General features: G+C 74.2%; 13 protein-coding genes. 9 read left to right on the plus strand and 4 right to left on the minus strand.

The window, feature by feature from the left end:
• Positions 1–88: 88 nt before the first annotated feature.
• Both ACZ60J_RS03920 and ACZ60J_RS03925 read left to right on the plus strand, forming a co-directional pair.
• Positions 89–814, plus strand: coding sequence for an ABC transporter ATP-binding protein (locus ACZ60J_RS03920; protein ID WP_469678800.1), 726 nt, complete (start codon positions 89–91; stop codon positions 812–814).
• Positions 811–3123 (plus strand): ABC transporter permease, encoded by a 2313-nt coding sequence (locus ACZ60J_RS03925; protein ID WP_469678801.1) that lies wholly within the window; start codon positions 811–813, stop codon positions 3121–3123. The genes ACZ60J_RS03920 and ACZ60J_RS03925 overlap by 4 nt, the downstream gene beginning before the upstream one ends.
• 53 nt (positions 3124–3176) lie before the next feature.
• Here the strand turns inward: ACZ60J_RS03925 and ACZ60J_RS03930 are convergent, their stop codons facing one another.
• Positions 3177–3881, minus strand: a complete 705-nt coding sequence (locus tag ACZ60J_RS03930; protein WP_469679104.1) for an ABC transporter ATP-binding protein — start codon at positions 3879–3881, stop codon at positions 3177–3179.
• A gap of 290 nt (positions 3882–4171) precedes the next feature.
• Between ACZ60J_RS03930 and ACZ60J_RS03935 the strand changes: the two genes are divergently transcribed.
• The 4 genes from ACZ60J_RS03935 (at position 4172) to ACZ60J_RS03950 (ending at position 13587) form a co-directional block, all read left to right on the plus strand.
• Positions 4172–7507 carry an FtsX-like permease family protein gene (locus ACZ60J_RS03935; protein WP_469678802.1) on the plus strand — a complete coding sequence of 1112 codons (3336 nt, stop codon included), beginning with the start codon at positions 4172–4174 and terminating at the stop codon, positions 7505–7507.
• Complete coding sequence (locus ACZ60J_RS03940; RefSeq protein ID WP_469678803.1) at positions 7504–10305, plus strand: hypothetical protein; 2802 nt, start codon at positions 7504–7506, stop codon at positions 10303–10305. Before ACZ60J_RS03935 ends, ACZ60J_RS03940 begins: the two co-directional genes overlap by 4 nt.
• On the plus strand, positions 10302–11252 hold the full coding sequence (locus ACZ60J_RS03945) for an ABC transporter ATP-binding protein (RefSeq protein ID WP_469678804.1): 951 nt from the start codon (positions 10302–10304) through the stop codon (positions 11250–11252). The genes ACZ60J_RS03940 and ACZ60J_RS03945 overlap by 4 nt, the downstream gene beginning before the upstream one ends.
• 841 nt (positions 11253–12093) lie before the next feature.
• The gene (locus ACZ60J_RS03950; RefSeq protein WP_469678805.1) at positions 12094–13587 is read left to right on the plus strand and encodes a condensation domain-containing protein; all 1494 of its coding nucleotides are present in this window, start codon (positions 12094–12096) and stop codon (positions 13585–13587) included.
• A gap of 28 nt (positions 13588–13615) precedes the next feature.
• On the opposite strand, the gene ACZ60J_RS03955 is transcribed toward ACZ60J_RS03950, so the two are convergent.
• Positions 13616–14845 carry an RNA polymerase sigma factor gene (locus tag ACZ60J_RS03955; protein ID WP_469678806.1) on the minus strand — a complete coding sequence of 410 codons (1230 nt, stop codon included), beginning with the start codon at positions 14843–14845 and terminating at the stop codon, positions 13616–13618.
• 101 nt (positions 14846–14946) lie between these two features.
• Positions 14947–15306: a YciI family protein gene (locus ACZ60J_RS03960; protein WP_327251158.1), complete on the minus strand. Its 360-nt coding sequence runs from the start codon at positions 15304–15306 to the stop codon at positions 14947–14949.
• A 205-nt stretch (positions 15307–15511) separates the two neighbouring features.
• Here ACZ60J_RS03960 and ACZ60J_RS03965 point away from each other — a divergent pair, with 205 nt between their 5' ends.
• Entirely contained in the window at positions 15512–15886 is a 375-nt protein-coding gene (locus tag ACZ60J_RS03965) for a DoxX family protein (protein ID WP_469678807.1), read from the plus strand.
• Between the two features lie 43 nt (positions 15887–15929).
• On the opposite strand, the gene ACZ60J_RS03970 is transcribed toward ACZ60J_RS03965, so the two are convergent.
• Complete coding sequence (locus ACZ60J_RS03970; protein ID WP_469678808.1) at positions 15930–16199, minus strand: hypothetical protein; 270 nt, start codon at positions 16197–16199, stop codon at positions 15930–15932.
• A gap of 94 nt (positions 16200–16293) precedes the next feature.
• On the opposite strand from ACZ60J_RS03970, the gene ACZ60J_RS03975 reads away from it, so the two are divergent.
• Both ACZ60J_RS03975 and ACZ60J_RS03980 read left to right on the plus strand, forming a co-directional pair.
• Complete coding sequence (locus tag ACZ60J_RS03975; protein WP_469678809.1) at positions 16294–16632, plus strand: thioredoxin family protein; 339 nt, start codon at positions 16294–16296, stop codon at positions 16630–16632.
• 122 nt (positions 16633–16754) lie between these two features.
• On the plus strand, positions 16755–17945 hold the full coding sequence (locus ACZ60J_RS03980) for a cytochrome P450 (protein WP_469678810.1): 1191 nt from the start codon (positions 16755–16757) through the stop codon (positions 17943–17945).
• The last annotated feature ends 2 nt before the right edge of the window (positions 17946–17947 follow it).

Below are 17947 nucleotides of genomic sequence, written 5' to 3' on the forward strand. Positions count from 1 at the left end.
CCCCGCGTACATCCCCAGGATGATGCGAGCGCCCCTTTACATCCGGGGGGTGACGCGGCCCGTTCGGCCCGCCTTCTAGGTTCGTGCCATGACACCTCATCACGACAGCACCGGCCAGGTCGTCGTCCGCCTGGACCGCGTATCGAAGGAGTACGGCGACACCCTGGCGCTCGACGCCCTGTCCCTGGAGATCCGCCGGGGCGAGGCCGTCGCCGTGATGGGCCCCTCCGGCTGCGGGAAGTCCACCCTGCTCAACATGGTGGCCGGCCTGGACCGGCCGTCCGCCGGGACGATCACCGTGCACGGCCGGGACCTCGGCAGCCTGACGGAGACCGGTCTCGCCCTCTACCGCCGCCGCGACGTCGGCATGATCTTCCAGTTCTTCAACCTGATCGACGACCTGCCGGCGCTCGACAACGTCGCGCTGGCCGCCCAGCTCACCGGCACCTCCGCCCGCCAGGCCCGCCGCCGCGCCCTGGAACTCCTCGACGAGCTCGGGGTCGCCGACCGCCGCAACAACTACCCGGCGACGCTCAGCGGCGGCGAGCGCCAACGCGTGGGTGTGGCACGCGCACTGATGAACCGTCCGGCACTGCTCCTGGCCGACGAGCCGACCGGCGCCCTCGACAGCCGCTCCGGCGAGCAGGTGATGGACCTGCTCATCGACCTCAACCAGATAGGCCAGACCTTGCTGATCGTCACCCACGACCCGCACCTGGCAACCCGCTGCGCCGGCCGCCTCGTGGAAATGGCCGACGGACGGGTCGCCCGCGAACGCGCCCTGGACGGCGACGCCCTGGAGCGTTCCGCGTGAGCGCCGTGTGGCGGGCCTCCCGGGCCGCCGTGAAGCGCCGCAGGGTCCAGACGTTCGTCATCGGCCTCGTCGTCCTCTGCTCCACCACCTGCGTCCTGCTCGCGCTCGGCCTGCTCGTCGCCGCCTCGGGCCCCTTCGACAAAGCGTACGCCGCGCAGCGCGGCGCGCACACCGTGGCCACGTACGACCCCGCGAAGGTCTCCGACGCCCAACTCGCCCAGACGGCGCACCGCCCGGGTGTGGCGGCCGCCGCGGGACCCTTCCCGCAGGCCGTCGTCGACGTCCCCGGGGACTGGCTCTGGATGCCGGCCGGCCCCCTCGCCGTGGTGGGCCGCGCCGATCCGGCGGGGCCGGTGGACCGCGTCGAAGTCCTGCTGGGACGGTGGGCGCAGGCACCCGGGGAGATCGTCGTCGACTGGGCCATCGACGGAACTCCGTACGCCGATCTCCTCGGTACGAAACTGGAGGTGCCCGGGCGCCCGACGCTCACGGTCGTCGGTTTCGCGACGAGCATGAGCAAGTCGGCCGCCGCCTGGGTGACGCCCGAACAGGCCGCGGCCCTCCACCCGACCGCCACGCAGATGCTCTACCGCTTCACCGACGCGTCCACCGGCGCGCAGCTGCGCGACTCGCTCGCCCGGGCCACGGACGGGCTGCCCGCGGACTCGGTGACGGCCGCGCAGACCTACCTCACCCTCAAGAAGGCCTTCTCCGCCCGTGCGGACGCCTATCTGCCCTTCATCTCCCTCTTCGGCCTGCTCGGTCTGCTGGTCTCCGCCCTCATCGTCGCGAACGTGGTCAGCGGGGCCGTGGTCTCGGGCAACCGCCACATCGGCGTCCTCAAGGCCATCGGCTTCACTCCGAACCAGGTCGTCGCCGTCTACCTGGCGATGGTCTCGGTCCCCGCCGTGGCCGGCTGCGTCCTGGGCACCCTGCTCGGCAACGCGCTGGCCGCGCCCATCCTGCAGATCGCGTTCTCCGGCATCGAGACGGGGATGGCGAGCGTGGGCACCGTCTCCCCCTGGCTCAGCGTCGCCTGCCTGGCCGGGATGCCCGCCCTGGTCGTACTGACCGCGCTCGTACCGGCCCTGCGCGCGCACCGGCTGCCGGCCGCGCAGGCCATCAGCGCGGGCGGCGCGCCCCGCACCGGGCGCGGGCTGCGCGTTCAGCGCGTGCTCGCCTCCTCACGGCTGCCGCGCTCCGTCAGCCTGGGCCTGGGCCACCCGTTCGCCCGCCCCGGCCGCGCCTTCATGACCACGGCGGCCATCGTCCTCGGCGTCACCACGGTGACCCTGGCGACGGGTCTGACCAGCACGATGGTCTCGTACGCCCAGGCCGGCCGCGTCCTGCCCGGCGGACCGGTGATCAGCATCGCGGCGGGCCGCCAGGGCAGCGACCCCGTCGAGCCGGTGCTGAGCGACGCTCAGATCGACGAGCGGCTGCGGTCGCTGGGGGCGCAGGAGGTGAAGGCCCGGGGGCTGATCCGGATCGGGCTGGTCGGGTACGCGCAGACCGCGTTCGGGAACTTCTACCGCGGGAGCTCCTCCCCCGCTTCGGCCTTCGTCGAGGGCCGGCCTCCCAGCGGACCCGGCGAGATCGCGGCGGGTCCTGCCTTCCTCACCGAACGCGGGCTGGCGGTGGGTGACCGGGTCACCCTGGAGGCCAACGGGAGGCGGACGGCCGCGACCATCGTGGGCCAGCTGATCGACAGTGACGCACGCTCCCTGGAATCCACCTGGGAGACCCTCGGGGAACTCGCCCCGGACAGCCGTGCGGTCGAGTACTCGGTCCGGCTGGCCCCGGGGGCGGACGCCCGCGCCTTCGCGGATGCCGTCGATGCCGCCGATCCCGCGCTGCGCGCCGAGGTGGTGCGCTCGGTCAACGTCAACGCGGCCACCACCACCGTCATCGGCTTCTCCTCGGTGTTCTCCGTCATGCTGACCCTCGTCGCCTCGCTCGGGGTCTTCAACACCGTGCTGCTGAACACCCGCGACCGCCGCCGCGACCTGGGCATGCTCAAGTCGATCGGCATGACCCCGCGCCAGGTGGTCGGGATGACGGTGACCTCGGTGACCGGACTCGGCCTGGTCGGCGGGCTCCTCGGAATCCCGCTCGGGATCGTCGCGCACCGGCTCGTCGTGGACAACGTGGGCATCGTCGCCTTCCCGGAGTCGATGAAGGACGTCTGGCACGCGCCGCAGCTCGCCGGAATGCTGTGCGCGGGGGTCGCGATCGCCGTCCTGGGTGCGCTGGTCCCGGCCCGCTCGGCGGCCCGGATGACCATCGCCGCGGCCCTGCACACCGAGTAGGGGCGCCGATCGCCCCACAGGCTGCAGCCCTCGGGTTGCAGCCTGTAGGGCACTCAGCCCTGTGCCTCGTCCTCCCCGGAACCGGACGGCGAAGCCTCCACGATGCGCCCGTCGCGCAGTTCCACGACCCGGTCCGCCAGTTCCATCAGCGCCGGGTCGTGCGTGGCGACCAGCGCCGTGACCCCCTCGCTGCGCACCACCGCGCGCAGCAGCCGCATGATCTGCCGGCCCGTGTCGGAGTCGAGCTGGCCGGTGGGCTCGTCGGCGATGATCAGGTCGGGCTCGTTCGCGAGGGCGCGCGCGACGGCGACCCGCTGCTGCTGGCCGCCCGAGAGTTCGCCGGGGCGCTGCTCGGTGTGCTCGGAGAGGCCGACGAGGGCGAGCAGGGTGCGGGCCCGTTCCTCGCGCTGCTTCGCCGGTACCTTGCGCAGCCGCATCGGGACCCCGACGTTCTCGGCGGCTGTCAGGGCGGGGATCAGGCCGAAGGACTGGAACACGAAGCCGATCCGGTCCCGGCGCAGCGCGAGGCGGCCGTCCTCGTCGAGGCCGGCCAGGTCGGTGCCGTCGAGGGCGACGCTGCCGCCGGTCGGGGTGTCGAGGCCGCCGACCAGGTTGAGCAGGGTGGTCTTGCCGGAGCCGGACCTGCCCTTGAGGGCGGTCAGTTCGCCGCGGCGGACCTGGAAGGAGACTCCGCGCAGGGCGTGCACGGCCTGCCGGCCCGTCCCGAAACTGCGCCGCACGTCGTCCACGACCACCATCGGCGGCGCCCCGGCGTCCTCCCGCGACCCGTGGCCCTGCCCGCGCTCCTGCGCCTGCGCCTGCGCCTGCACCTGGTCCTGGTCCTGGTCCTGGTCTTGCGTCATCCTGCGGCTCCCCCTCCAAGCGGATGGGCGGACGAAAGCCGAATACGGCGTTCTAGCGGTCCCGCCCCGCACGATTTGTTCATCCGTTGCACCACTCACGCAAGTCCCTTCCGCTATCTGTTCGAATCTGGCAGCATCGTCCGGTATCCGGGGCTACCAGTCCGGTGCGGGGGAGGAACAGGCACATGCTCGGCTTCGTCGTGCGCCGGCTGCGCGGGCGATTGCCGCTCGCAGCCGCCGTACTGCTCACCGTTTTGATCACCACGACCGTGCTCACCGCGCTCTTCGCCTTCACCCGCGGAGTGGGCGACGCCGGACTGCGCCAGGCCCTCCAGGGTCCCGGGCTCGCACGCGGCACCGTCCTGGTCACCGGTTCCCACCCGACGGCCGCCCGCGCCAAGGACGACGAGGCCGTACGGGGCTTCGCGCGCGAGCTGTTCGGCCCCCTCCCGGCCGGTGCCGAGAGCGTGGCGCGCAGCCGTTCGTACGGGCTGCCCGGCCCGCGCACCCCCGGCAAGGACTCCGATCTGACCCTGCTGGCCGCCTTCGCCAAGGACCGGGTACGGCTCCTCGCGGGCACTTGGCCGGAGCCCGTCGCGGGACCGGTCTCCGACCGGAGCGGCCCGGTTCCCGTGGCCGTGCCGAAGACGGCGCTGGACCGGCTGGGGCTGGCCGAGGGGGCCCTGCCCGCGCAGGTGCGGCTGGACGACCGCTACGGCGGCTCCCCGCTGACCGTGCTGGTGACCGGCGTCTACCGGGCGGCCGATCCGGACTCCCCGTACTGGCGGCTCGATCCGCTCGGTGCGCGCGGGCTCCAGGTCGCCGGATTCACCACCTACGGGCCCCTGCTGGTGGACGACTCCGCCTTCACCGCGGGCGGCCTGGTCCAGGACAGCCGCGCCGTGCTGCTCACCGCCGACTTCTCCACCGTGGACGCGGCCGGGGCCGAAGCCGTCCGCGGCCGGGCCGCCGGAGCCGTCAAGGCGCTCCAGGCCGGCTCCGGTCTCGCCCCGTCGACCGAGCTCCCGGCGCTCCTCGGGGAGTTGCGGTCGGGCCTGACCGTCGCCCGCTCCACCCTGCTGGTCGGCGCCCTGCAACTGGCCGTGCTGGCCGGGGCTGCGCTGCTGCTCGTCTCCCACCTGCTGACGGAGCGCCAGGAGGGCGAGCGGGCCCTGCTCGCCGCGCGCGGCGCCTCCCGCGGCCGCCTCGGTGTCCTCACCGCGGCCCAGTCGCTGCTGCTGGCGCTGCCCGCCGCCCTGCTCGCTCCGCTGCTGACCCCTCCGCTGCTGCGCCTGCTCGGCGGCTACGGCTCGTTGGCGCACGTCCCGTTCGCGGTCACCCGGAGCTGGCTGCTCTGGCCCGTCGCCGCGGGCTGCGCCCTCGGGTGCGTCGCGCTGACCACCCTCCCGGTCGTCCTGCGGGGCGCCGCCGCGGCCGCCCTGCACCGGACCGGCCGCCGCCAGGCGCTGGTCGCCGGCGCGGCCCGCTCCGGCGCGGACCTGGCGCTGGTGGCCCTGGCCGTACTGGCCTACGAGCAGCTGTCGCGCTACGGCGCCGGCGGCTCCGGCCCGGCCGCACGCTCCGACGGGCTGTTCGGTGTGGACCCGGTGCTGGTCGCCGCCCCGACGCTGGCGCTGTGCGCGGGCACCCTGCTGGTGCTGCGGCTGCTGCCCTTCGCGGCGCGGCTCGGCGCGCGGGTCGCCGCCCGGGGCCGGGGTCTGGGTCCGGCGCTCGTCGGCTGGCAGCTGGCCCGCCGGCCGGGCCGGGCCACGGGTCCGGTACTGCTGCTCGTGCTCGCCGTCTCCAGCGGGGTGCTGGCGCTGGGTCAGCACACCGCGTGGTCCGAGTCCCAGCGTGACCAGGCCGATTTCACGACCGCCGGGGGCCTGCTGATCTCCAACAGCGACCTGCCCGCGCTGGGCCGGGGCGGCCGGTACGCGGCGCTGCCCGGCGGGGACCGCGTCCTGCCGGTGCTGCGCTCCCGCCAGGAGCTGCCCGGCGGGCGCCCCGGCCAGCTGATGGCGCTCGACGCGGCGGCCGCCGCCGACCGGCTCTCGCTGCGGGCCGACCTCCGCGACGGGCGCAGCATGCGCGAGCTGTTCGCCCCGCTGGCCCCCGCCTCCCCCGCCTCTGCGGCCACCGGCATCCCCCTGCCCGGACAGCCCCAGCGCATCGACGTCTCGGTCTCGGTGCGCCCCACCGGCGCCGGCGGCCGCCCCGGTCTCGGGCTGCTGCTGCGCGACCGGTTCGGCATCACCTACCGGGCCGCGATGATGCAGCTCCCGGAGAAGGGGGACGCCATCGTGTCCGTGCACACCGGCTCGATGCTCGGCGCCCCCATCGGGTCGGCCGCCACCCCGCTCAGCCTGGCCGGGCTCGTGCTCACGTACGACCGCGAAGGCCCGCTCCCCGGGGTTCCCGGGGTCGATCCGGGAGCCGATCCGGGCTCCGGCTCCGGCGAGCCCGCCCAGATCAAGATCTTCGACGAGCTGACCGTACGGAACCTCTCGGTCGCCCAGACCCGGGACGGCGCGGCCGTGCCGGTCGCACTGCCCGCGTCCGACTGGAAGGTGTCGGGTCCGAAGCTCAACGACGGTTCCCCGGCCGCGGAACTGCTCCCGGGCTCCGATCCCGCGGCGGGCGGCCCGGCCCCGGTCAGGCTGCGCTACCGGGACGGTTCCGGCGAACGCGGCGGCGTCCAGGCCAGTCTGACGCCGGGGCCCGCTCCGGCCGCCGAGATCCCGGGGATCGCCACCCGGGCGTACCTGTCCGCGATCGGCGGGGCCGTGGGCGACCTGGTGCCGGTCAAGCTGGACGACGTCACCCTCCCGGTCCGGGTCACCGCCGCGGTCGGCTCCCTGCCCGTGGCCGGCGACACCGCGATCGCCGTCGACCTGGACACCGCGGCGCGCCTGCTCGCGGCGGGCGGCCGGGAGCTGCCGACGCCCGGCGAATGGTGGCTGCCGGCCGCCTCCGCCGACGATCCGGCCCCGGCCCGCGCCGCCGCGGAACTGCGCTCCGGCGCGGGCTCCCAGCAGGTGCGGCTGCGCGAGGAGGTGGCCGCGACCCTGCTGGACGACCCGCTCAGCGCGGGACCGCAGGGGGCGCTGGCCGCGCTCGCGGCGGCCTGCGCGGTGCTCGCGGCGATCGGCTTCGCCGCCTCCGCCGCGGCCGCCGCCCGGGAGCGGGCCCGGGAGTTCTCGGTGCTGACGGCGCTGGGTGCCCGGCGCCGCGACCTGGCCCGGACGGCCACCGCCGAGAACTGCCTGCTGGTCGGGCTCGGCACCGCGGTCGGGGTGGGTCTGGGCGTGGTCATCGTGCACCTGGTCGTGCCGCTGACCGTGCTGACCCCGGCCGCAGGCCGGCCGGAGCCCGGGGTGCTGGTGGACCTGCCCGCGGTGCGCACCCTGCTGCTCGCCGCCGCCATCGCCGCCGTACCGCTGCTGTCGGCGGTCTTCGGCGGGCGGCGCAAGAACCGCTCGAAGCCGGCCGACCGGCTGCGGCACGTGGAGGACATATGACCGGGCCGGCCGCTACCGACGCCGACCGGCGCACCCAGGGCGGGGCCGGCGCGCAGCCACCCCGGGATTCCGCCCGCCGGGCCGTGCCCCCGCCCGCACCCTGGGTGCGGACCCGGCTGCGCGCGACCCCGCTGAGCTCCCTGCTCGGCGCGGCCCTGGCCTTCGTCGCCGTCCTGCTCTCCGCCGCCCTGCCCCGTGCCATGGACCGGGGCACCGACCAGGCGCTGCGCTCCTTCCTGGAGTCGCGCGGGCCGGCGCAGACCAGCCTGTACGTCAGCGCGCGCCCCCGCTACGGCGAGCAGAGCGCGCAGAACCTGGACGAGACACTGGCGACCCTGGTCTCCCGTACCGCCCCGGGCTTCGCCGTCGACCCCGCCGGGCCCGTCCACGGCACCTTCGCGGGTCCCCGGTCGCTGGCCAACCCCGGCCTGGCCGCCCCCGACGGAATCCCGCCCCGACTGGGGCTCTACCACCTGCGCACGGCCGCCGAGCACGTCCGCCTGGTGGAGGGAAGCTGGCCCGGCGCGCCGGCCCCCGCGCCCGGCAGTCCCGTACCCGTCGCGCTGTCGCAGAGCGCGGCGAAGAGCATCGGGATCCGGGTCGGCATGGTGCTGGAGACCACCACCGACCAGGCACTGAACACCATGAAGGCGGAGGTGGTCGGTCTCTACGCCGCGAACGACGAGACCGAGAAGTACTGGACCGACCTGACCTGCCTCCTCCGCGGCTGCCTGACGCTGACCCCGACCCATCCGCCGCAGGCGTTCTGGGCCACCGACGCCCTCGTCGCCCCGGAGTCGCTCGGCCTGCTCCCCGCATGGGGGGACGGGGACAGCAAGGACTTCTGGCGGATCCCGGTCGACACCGGGACGCTGCGGGCCGACCAGCTCCCCACCACGGCCAAGGCCGTGGCCTCCTACGTGACCGGCCCGACGGCGGCACGCCTGGCCCGGGAGACCCAGCGCGAGGACCTGCGGTTCACCTCCCGCCTCCCCGAGCAGTTCACCCTGGCCGAGGCCCGGCGGCAGGCCGCCGCGCCGCTCGCCTTGATGGGTCCGGCCGGGGTGGCCGGGGTCGCGTTCGTCGTGTTCTGCCTGGCCGCGGGACTCACCGGGGACCGGCGGGAGGCCGAGCTGCGGCTGCTGCTGGCCCGCGGCGGTTCCCGCGCGGGCATCGTGCGCCGGCTGCTCGCGGAGAACGCCGTCACCGTCCTGCCCGCCGCCGCCCTCGCGGTGGCCCTCGCCGTGTACCTGCTGCCGACCCCCCGCAGCGCGGGCACCCTGGCGGCCGCCGCGGCCGCCACGCTTCTGGCCCTGCTGGCCGTCCCCGTACGGGCCTTCGTGCTGCTGTCGCCGAAGCGCCGGCCGGGTCCCCGGCGGCGGCTGGTCGCGGAGCTGCTCGCGCTCGCGGCCACCACGGCCGCGGTGTTCGAGGTCCGCTCGCGCGGGGTCGCCCCGGCGGGCGCCGGGGTGGACCCGCTGCTGATCGCGGCCCCGCTGCTGCTGGCGCTGTGCGGCGGCCTGCTGCTGGCCCGGCTCCAGCCCGCCCTGGTCGGGGCGCTGGCCCGGGCGGCCGGGCGGGGACCGGGGCTGATCGGGTTCCTCGGGCTGGCGCGGGCCGCGCGCGGCACCGGGGGCCGTGCGCGGCCGTCCGTACTGCCGCTGATCGCGATGCTGCTGGCGGTCACCACCGGGGGCTTCGGTGCCACGGTGCTGACCGCGGTGAGCGACGCACGCTTCGCGTCGGCGCGTACGGTCGTCGGCGGCGACGCACAGGTCACGGCGCCCGGCGGCACGCTGCCGCAGGACCTGACGAAGGCGGCCGCCGCGCTGCCCGGCGTACGGTCCTCCGTGCAGGTGTGGAGCGACGACAACGTGTTCCTCTACGGCACCAAGGCGGGCAGCACGCAGATCTCCGTGGTCATCGCCGACCCGGTGGAGTACGCGAAGCTGGCCGCGGCGACCGGCAGCGGCCGGTTCGATCCGGCGCTCCTGGCGACCGGCGCCGCCGGCACCTCGGGCTCGACGGTGCCCGCACTGATCAGCCGGGACCTCGCCGACGGCGACACCTCCGGCTACCGGCTGCGGCTCGAGAACGGCGGCGAGCTGAAGCTCGCGGTCGCCGGCGTGGTCGACGGGACCCCCGCCAGGCCGGGCGCGAAGTCCACCACGGTGGTGCTGCCCGCCGCCCAAGTGCTGGCGGCCGTACCGCAGATGGGCCTGCCCAACAGCTGGCTCGCGCTCGGCGAGGTCGACCGGCACCGGCTGGAGCAGGCCGTCCAGGCCGCGGACCCGGGGGCCGGCGAGGGGCGCTACCGCATCCGCACCAGCTCCGCCGAGGCCGCCGAACTGGGCTCCGACCCGCTCCAGCGCTCCGCGGAACGGCTGTTCTGGGCCTCCCTGGCCGGAGCGGCGGGCTTCGCCCTGCTGGCGGTCCTGCTGACCCTGGTCCGGGCCGCCCCCGACCGCGCTGCGCTGCTCGCACGGCTGCGCACGATGGGCCTGCGGCCCCGGCAGGGGATCCTGCTGATCCTGGTGGAATCGGTGCCCCTGGCCCTGGCCGCCGCCCTCGGCGGCGCACTGCTCGCGGCGGGCGCCGTCGCGCTGCTGGGACCGGCCCTGGACCTGTCCACGCTGGTCGGCACCCGGGTGACGACCGGGCTGCGGGTGCTCGTCACGCCCGTACTGATCCAGGCAGCGGGCCTGGCCGCCCTCGTCGCGGGGGCCGTGCTCGCGGAGGCGGCGATCTCCGGCAGGCGACAGATCACGACCGAGTTGAGAGCGGGAGACCAGCGGTGAACAGCGATCAGCCCACCTACGAGGAGCTGCAGCGGCAGGCCCTGGCCGCCGCCGAGCCCCGCCGGCACGGCGCGGACACGGCCATCGCCTGCGACCGCCTCGTACGGATCTTCAGTACGGACGGGGTCGAGGTACAGGCCCTGCAGGGACTGGAACTGACCGTGGCGCAGGGCGATCTGATGGCCCTGGTCGGCGCGTCGGGCAGCGGGAAGTCCACGCTCCTGAACATCCTCGCGGGGCTGGATGTCCCCACGGCCGGCACCGCCAGCGTCGGCGGCTACGACCTGTTGGAGATGTCGGCGCGCGACCGGCTGCGCTACCGGCGCGAGGCCGTCGGCTTCGTCTGGCAGCAGACGGCCCGCAACCTGCTGCCCTTCCTGACGACGGCACAGAACATCGCCCTGCCGATGCAGTTGAAGGGCGGGCGGCGGGCCGCCGCGAAGCGCCACGCGGTCCGGACCGGTGAGCTCCTCGAAGCGCTGGAGATCGGCGAGCTGGCGAACCGCCGCCCCGCCGAGCTGTCCGGCGGCCAGCAGCAGCGGGTGGCCATCGCGGTGGCGATGGCCAACGATCCGGCGGTGCTGCTCGCCGACGAGCCGACCGGTGAGCTGGACTCGGAGACGGGCGGGGCGATCTTCGAGGCCTTCCGCACCGTCAACCGGGAGCTGGGCGCGACCGTGGTCATCGTGACCCACGACCCGCTCGTCGCGGGCGAGGTCCGGCGCACGGTGGCGATGCGCGACGGCCGCACCAGCAGCGAGGTGCTGCGCCGGACGGTCACCGACGAGCACGGCGCCGAGTCGGTGAGCGAGCGCGAGTACGTGATGCTCGACCGCACGGGTCGGGTGCAGCTCCCGCAGAAGTTCCTGGAGGCCCTGGGCATGGAGCACCGGGTGGCGGTGGACCTGGCAGCGGACCACATCGAGCTGCGTCCCGACGACGCGTGACACGCCCCGGAAGCCGCTGCCGGCCCCGCCGGAGTCCCGGTCAGGCCATCCCCTCGCGGATGTAGCGGAACATCCGGATCAGCGGCTCTCCGGGAAAGACCTCGCCGACGGGTTCGCAGTCCTGGAGCCGGAAGGGCGCGGGGTCGACCGGGGTCAGCCTGATGATCAGGGGCCGGATCCCGGCCTGGCGGTAGGCCTCCAGCTTGTGATGGCCGTCCAGCAGGTAGGCCGCGATGGAGTCGTGTGCGGGGCCCAGTGCCCCGTGCGCCGGCCCGGATCCGCCGCACGTACGCCCGTACGGCGTCCCTGTCGGGCGGGGGCCAGTGGTCGGTGGTGAGCAGGGCCAGCTCCTCGTCGGCGTACCAGCTCTCGAGCTGCCCGGAGCGCGGGTGGACCACGCGCAGCGGGTCCGGGGCCGTGGCTGCGGTCATCGTGTACCGGCCGGGGGCGAGGAGGCAGAGCAGGGGCCGCAGCCGTTCCGGGTCCGGCGGCGTGGCGTTCCCGGTGAGCGGGTCGGCTGCGAGTTCCGGGGCGGCGAGCCATGCGGTGAGCGCCTTGGCCTCCGCGGGGGTGGGCGCGTCCCGTCCGGTGGCCCGCGCGGCCAGCCAGCCGATGCTGCCGCAGCAGTCGCTGCCCTCCAGCTGGGCGGGCCGGCCCCCGACGAGGAGCAGGCTGGCTCCGTCGTTGCCGGTGACCTCTATGAGTCCGAGGCCGTCGGGGACCTCGCAGACGACCGGATCGGTGGGCACGGGCCGAGTCTGCCAGATCTGCGCGCGTCACTTCCGTGGCCCGGGTGTCGTTAGCCGCTCGGGGTTGACTCGGGGGGCGAAGGGATGACGGAATGCGGCAGTTTCCTCTGGAGATGCACCACATGGCACCCGGCCGGGTCGTCGAGTGGCGGTTGCGGTCCACGGCCGGGGCACAGTCCCCCGGCCCGGACGGTGCGGACGGCGCGGCGGACAGGAGGGCCTCCTTCAACCAGGACAAGCACTTCACCGTCGCCGAGGAGAGCCGCGCCGCCGACGACCCGACCGCGTCGTGGATCGCCGTCACCTTCGAGGTCGCGGGCCCGCTGGACGAGGACGCACTGACCGGCTCGCTGCTGGCGTTCGTACGCCGCCACGAGGTGCTGCGCTGCGAGTTCCGGCGCCTGGCCGGGGAGTTGTCGTGCGCCCCGATCCCCGCCGCCGAACTGGCCCTGGACACCGTCCCGGTCGCCGACTTCGACCGCACGGAGGAACTGACCCGTTTCCTGGTGGAGCGGTTCAAGCGGAGCATCGACACGCTGTCCTGGCCGCTGTTCACGATGGGCGCCGTCCTGCGCGCGGACTCGGCGACCGTCTACCTGGCCTTCGACCACATCGTCTGCGACGGCATGTCGATGCCGATCGTGGTCCAGGAGGTCCAGAGGGGCTACGAGGCCCTGCGCCACGGCGAGTTGCCCGACGCGGCGCCCGCGCCGAGCTATCTCGACTTCGCCGAGGAGCAGCGCAGCCGGTACCTCTCCATCGACGAGCACGACGAACGGCTCGGCTACTGGAAGGAGTTCATGGCGAGCGGCGGCGGTGAGTTCTTCCCGCGCTTCCCGCTCGAACTGGGTGTGGAGCCGGGCCGGATGTACTCGATCGTGAACGAGGCCTCCCCGCTGCTGGACGCCGCCGAGGCAGAGGTGTTCGAGAAGGCCTGCCTGGCGGTGGACGGCAAGCCGTTCATGGGTGTGCTCGCCGCCGTCGCGGTCTGTCTGCGCGATGCGGGCGGACCGGGGGTGTACCGGGGGTTCATGCCGGTGAGCGAGCGCGGCCGGGCCGGATGGGGCAACTCGGTCGGCTGGTTCGTCAACACCATGCCCATCGAGTTCGACGCCTCGCCCGGGCGGGACTTCGAGCAGGTGATGGCTTCGGTGCGGGCGGGCTTCGGCGAGATGATCGGCCATCTCGACGTGCCGTTCGTACGGGCCTGGGAACTGCTCGCACCCCGCGAGTTCGCCGCCCGCTCCTGGCCGTACCCGGTGAACTTCTTCTCCTACATCGACATGCGCAAGTGCCCGGGCGCCGAGCGCCACGAGGACTGGCGTCCCACCTCCCACGTGTGGTCGGCCCAGGCCAACGGCGCCTGCTCCTGGTTCCAGCGGGACGCGGACGGGCTGCACATGAACTCGATCTACTCGGACACCCCCGCGGCCCGCCGCACCATGGACGGCTTCCTGGAGGCCCTGCGCGAGACGGTCCGGGAGATCGCCCGCCACGGATCCTTCCGCCGCCCCATCGCGCTGACCCCGCCGCGCCGGCCCGCGCGGACCCCGCTCGACGTGGCGGCGTTCGCCCGCCGCGGCTGATTCCCGGCGCGCCGCCCGACGGTGCGCCTCAGAGGCGGGCCGCGCGTGCGCGCAGCAGGGCCTGCTCCCGGGCGTTGCGCGTGAGGGAGGCGGCGCGTTCGAACTCGGCGCGGGCCTCCGCCGGGCGGCCGAGCCGCTCCAGCAGGTCTCCCCGTACGCTCGGCAGCAGATGGTAGGACCGCAGGGCCGGTTCCTCCGTCAGGGCGTCGACCAGCGGGAGCGCCACCGCCGGTCCTTCGGCCATCGACACGGCCACGGCCCGGTTGAGCTCGATCACGGGTGACGGGATCAGCAGGACGAGCCGTCCGTACAGGGCGGCGATCGTGGGCCAGTCGGTGTCCTCGTAGCGGACGGCATCGGCGTGACAGCCCGCGATGGCGGCCTGGAGGGAGTAGGGGCCGGTGCCCGCGCGGTGCAGGGCTTCGACGCCGCGCCGGATCAGCAGGCGGTTCCACTTGGACCGGTTCTGGTCGGCGAGCAGCACCGGCTCCCCGTCCGGGCCGGTGCGGGTGGCGATGCGCGAGGCCTGGAACTCCAGCAGCGCCGCCAGCCCGTGCACCTCGGGCTCCTTGGGCATCAGGCCGGCCAGGACCCGGGCGAGGCGCAGGGCGTCCTCGCACAGGGCGGGGCGGACGAGGTCGTCACCGGTGGTGGCGGAGTAGCCCTCGTTGAAGACGAGGTAGATGACCTCCAGCACGGAGGCGAGGCGCTCTTCGCGGTCGGCTCCGTACGGGACCTCGAAGGGCACCGCAGCCTTCGCGAGCGCCCGCTTCGCCCGGACGATCCGCTGGGCGACGGTCGGTTCGGGGCAGAGGAAGGCGCGGGCGATCTCCTGGGTGGTCAGGCCGCCCAGCAGCCGCAGGGTCAGGGCGATCCGGGCCTCGGTGGCGAGGACCGGATGGCAGGCGGTGAAGATCAGCCGCAGCAGGTCGTCGTCGATGGACTCGGGGTCCGCGAGCGCGGCCTCGTCCTCCGGCGGGGGTGCGTCCTCCAGGGTGCGGCCCACCTCGGCGAGTTTGCGCGCGTAGGTCTCCTTGCGGCGGACGAGGTCGATGGCCCGGTGTTTCGCGGTGGCCGTCAGCCAGGCCCCCGGCTTGTCGGGCACCCCGGAGGCCGGCCACTGTTCGAGGGCCGCGACCAGCGCGTCCTGGGCGATCTCCTCGGCGATGCCGACGTCGCGGACGATCCGGGCGACGCCCGCGATGATCCGCGCGGACTCGATCCTGAACACCGCTTCGACCGCTCGGGTCGTACTCACTGCCGTCACGGCTACCCATCAGAGCAGCCGTGACGAGGCAGGGCAAACGGCACGGGAGGCAGGGGTGCGGCGCCGAACGTACGGAGCGGCGCCGCCGGCCGTCAGCTTCCGTCGAGCTGACGGAGCTCGGCGCCCACCGTCCAGTTCTCGGGGTGGATCTCCAGGAAGCGCTTGGTCCACTCCAGCGCCTCGTCCTTGTCCTTGCACTGCATGAGGGCGTACCCGCCGACGACCTCCTTGGTCTCGGTGAAGGGTCCGTCGGTGTAGCTGAGCTTCCCGCCGGACCAGGTGACCCGGGTCCCTTCGGAGGTGGGGAGCAGGCCGGCGGTGTCGAGCATGACCCCGGCCTTGGTGATCTCCTCCATCAGGGCGCCCATGCGGTCGTTGAAGTCGGCCGGGAAGGGGGTGTCCGGGGTGAGGTTCTGCTCGTCGATGCGGATCATCGAAAGGAAGCGCGGCATGGTGACTCCTCGGTGGTGGAGGACGGGGCCCTTCCTCGCCTCTCACCCCTGCGTCGAACGGGAGACGCCGGGATCGACAGCTTCCCGGAAAAATCCTCGGAGATTTTCGGGACGCGCGCGGCGACGGGGATTCCGGTCGCCGCGCCACCCGCGACTACCGGCGAGTAGGATCGCCGGGCCCAGGCCCCTCCGAGAGGATCCCCCGATGCCGCGCACGCCTTCCTCACCGCTCCTGCTCGCCGGTCTGCTGGCGGGCGCGGCGGTGGCGCACGCCGTCGCCCCCAAGCAGTTCGACGCGATCGTGCCGCGCTCGCTGCCGGGCAGCCCGCGCCAGTGGACGTACGCGAGCGGCGCGGCGGAACTCGCGCTCGCGGCGGGGGTGGCCCACCCGCGCACCCGCCGGGTCGCGGCGCTGGCGACGGCGGCCTTCTTCGTCGGCGTGTTCCCCGCGAACGTCAAGATGGCCGCCGACGCCCGCCACCGCTCCCCCGCCCTGCGGGCCGCGGCCCTGGGCAGGCTGCCGCTCCAGGTCCCGCTGGTGCTGTGGGCCCGCAAGGTCGGCCGCGACGCGGCGGGCTGAGGCCACCGGCCCGCCCGGGCCGGGCGCCCCCCGCACCCCGGCGTCAGCGGCTGTCGCCCGTCCAGTCCCAGTGACCGGGATCGGCCGCGCGACGGCGGTAGTGGGCCCGGCCGCCGGCACCGTAGCGCCCTATCTCCGTGGGGAGCCGAGCCTCCTCGGCGAGCTGCGGGGCGCTCCACCCCGTGATGTCGAGCAGCAGCCCGTCGAGGGGGCCGCCCACGAGCTCTCCGTAGGCGTGCCCCGGGAGCGGACCCGGGTCGGGGTCGTCGTGGTCGGCGCCGTAGACCCGGCGCCGGAGCATCCTGTCGTCCATACCGGTCAGCTTCACAGACGGCACTGACAACGGCCCCCAGCAGGGATGATGGGACCCGTTCGGATCGCACGGCACACGGAGCGGAGCGCCATTCATGGCACGTGGGGTACACCAGCCTCTGGAGGACCAGGAGTTCGACTTCATCCTCGGCATGACGGACGGGCCGGTGCTCGCCTACTTCTGCGGGAGCTGGCCCAAGGCCCTGGAACCCAGCCGCGCGATGGACCGCATCGTGGCCGATCTGGCGCAGGAGTACGGAACCCGGCTGACGGCGGTACGCGTGGACATCACCCGCTGCCCCGGACAGACCAAGCGGTACGAGGTGACGGGGGCCCCGACGGCCGTCCTGATCGCGGGCGGCGAGCCGGTGGGGACACACGCGGGGCCGATGACGGCGGAGGAGCTCCGGCTGTTCCTGGACGCCCGCCTCTGATCGCGCTTCGTGCGCCATCCGGGCGAAGCGCACGATCTGGCCGAAAGTCACGTGGAGCGGATAGGTGCCTTAGGCATGTAATGGATTCCGGCGAAACGGAACCATCGCGTGCGAGGTGCTGCATGTCCGAGAAGACCATTGCCTTCCCCCAGGACCGGACCTGTCCCTACCACCCGCCTGCGGCCTACGAGCCGTTGCGGACGGGCCGGCCGCTCTCCCGGGTCACCCTCTTCGACGGCCGCTCCGTGTGGGTGGTCTCCGGCCACGCCGAGGCGCGCGCCCTGCTCTCCGACGGCCGGCTCTCCGCCGACCGGCAGAACCTCTCCTTCCCCGCCCCCACCAAGCGGTTCAAGGGTCTGAGCAACCGGCGCGCCGCCCTGCTCGGCGTCGACGACCCCGTCCACAACACCCAGCGCCGGATGCTGATCCCGAGTTTCTCCCTAGGACGCACCGCGGCCCTGCGCCCCCGGATCCAGGAGACCGTGGACCGGCTGATCGATGCCATGACCGCCGCCGGACCCCGCGCGGAACTGGTCGGCGCCTTCGCCCTGCCGGTGCCCTCGATGGTGATCTGCGCCCTGCTCGGAGTCCCGTACGCGGACCACGAGTTCTTCGAGAGCCAGTCCCGGCGGCTGCTGCGCGGCCCGGAACTCGCCGACGTCGAGGACGCCCGCGAGCAGCTCAACGGCTATCTGCGCGAGCTCATCGGCCACAAGCGGGAGCACCCGGGCGAGGGGCTGCTGGACGAACTGATCGTGCGGCGGCTGGAGACCGGCGAGACCGATGTGGAGGAGCTGGTCTCGCTGGCCGCGATCCTGCTCGTCGCGGGGCACGAGACCACGGCCAACATGATCTCGCTGGGCACGTTCACCCTGCTCAGCCACCCCGAGCAGCTGGCCGAGCTGTGCGACGATCCGTCCTTGCTGCCGGCCGCGGTGGAGGAGCTGATGCGGTTCCTGTCGATCGCGGACGGCATGCTCCGGGTCGCGGCCGAGGACATCGAGATCGGCGGGGTGACCGTCCGCGCCGACGACGGGGTGATCTTCTCCACCTCCGTGATCAACCGCGACGAGACCGTCTTCACGGAGCCCGACACCCTGGACTGGCACCGGCCCACCCGGCACCACCTGGCCTTCGGCTTCGGCATCCACCAGTGCCTGGGCCAGAACCTGGCCCGCGCCGAGATGGAGATCGCGCTCGGCACCCTCTTCGAACGGCTCCCGGGCCTGCGGCTGGCGGCCGAGCCGGACCGGATCCCGTTCAAGCCCGGGGACACCGTCCAGGGCATGCTCGAACTCCCCGTGGCGTGGTGAGC

This window comes from Streptomyces sp. NPDC104226, assembly GCF_055584085.1.

Excerpts from the sequence above, each read along its gene's own strand:
- ACZ60J_RS03940 (WP_469678803.1), top strand. The coding sequence starts at position 7,504 with ATGACCGGGCCGGCCGCTACCGACGCCGACCGGCGCACCCAGGGCGGG.
- ACZ60J_RS03930 (WP_469679104.1), bottom strand. The coding sequence starts at position 3,881 with ATGGTGGTCGTGGACGACGTGCGGCGCAGTTTCGGGACGGGCCGGCAG.
- ACZ60J_RS03980 (WP_469678810.1), top strand. The coding sequence starts at position 16,755 with ATGTCCGAGAAGACCATTGCCTTCCCCCAGGACCGGACCTGTCCCTAC.
- ACZ60J_RS03920 (WP_469678800.1), top strand. The coding sequence starts at position 89 with ATGACACCTCATCACGACAGCACCGGCCAGGTCGTCGTCCGCCTGGAC.
- ACZ60J_RS03935 (WP_469678802.1), top strand. The coding sequence starts at position 4,172 with ATGCTCGGCTTCGTCGTGCGCCGGCTGCGCGGGCGATTGCCGCTCGCA.
- ACZ60J_RS03960 (WP_327251158.1), bottom strand. The coding sequence starts at position 15,306 with ATGCCGCGCTTCCTTTCGATGATCCGCATCGACGAGCAGAACCTCACC.
- ACZ60J_RS03950 (WP_469678805.1), top strand. The coding sequence starts at position 12,094 with ATGCGGCAGTTTCCTCTGGAGATGCACCACATGGCACCCGGCCGGGTC.
- ACZ60J_RS03970 (WP_469678808.1), bottom strand. The coding sequence starts at position 16,199 with ATGGACGACAGGATGCTCCGGCGCCGGGTCTACGGCGCCGACCACGAC.
- ACZ60J_RS03965 (WP_469678807.1), top strand. The coding sequence starts at position 15,512 with ATGCCGCGCACGCCTTCCTCACCGCTCCTGCTCGCCGGTCTGCTGGCG.
- ACZ60J_RS03975 (WP_469678809.1), top strand. The coding sequence starts at position 16,294 with ATGGCACGTGGGGTACACCAGCCTCTGGAGGACCAGGAGTTCGACTTC.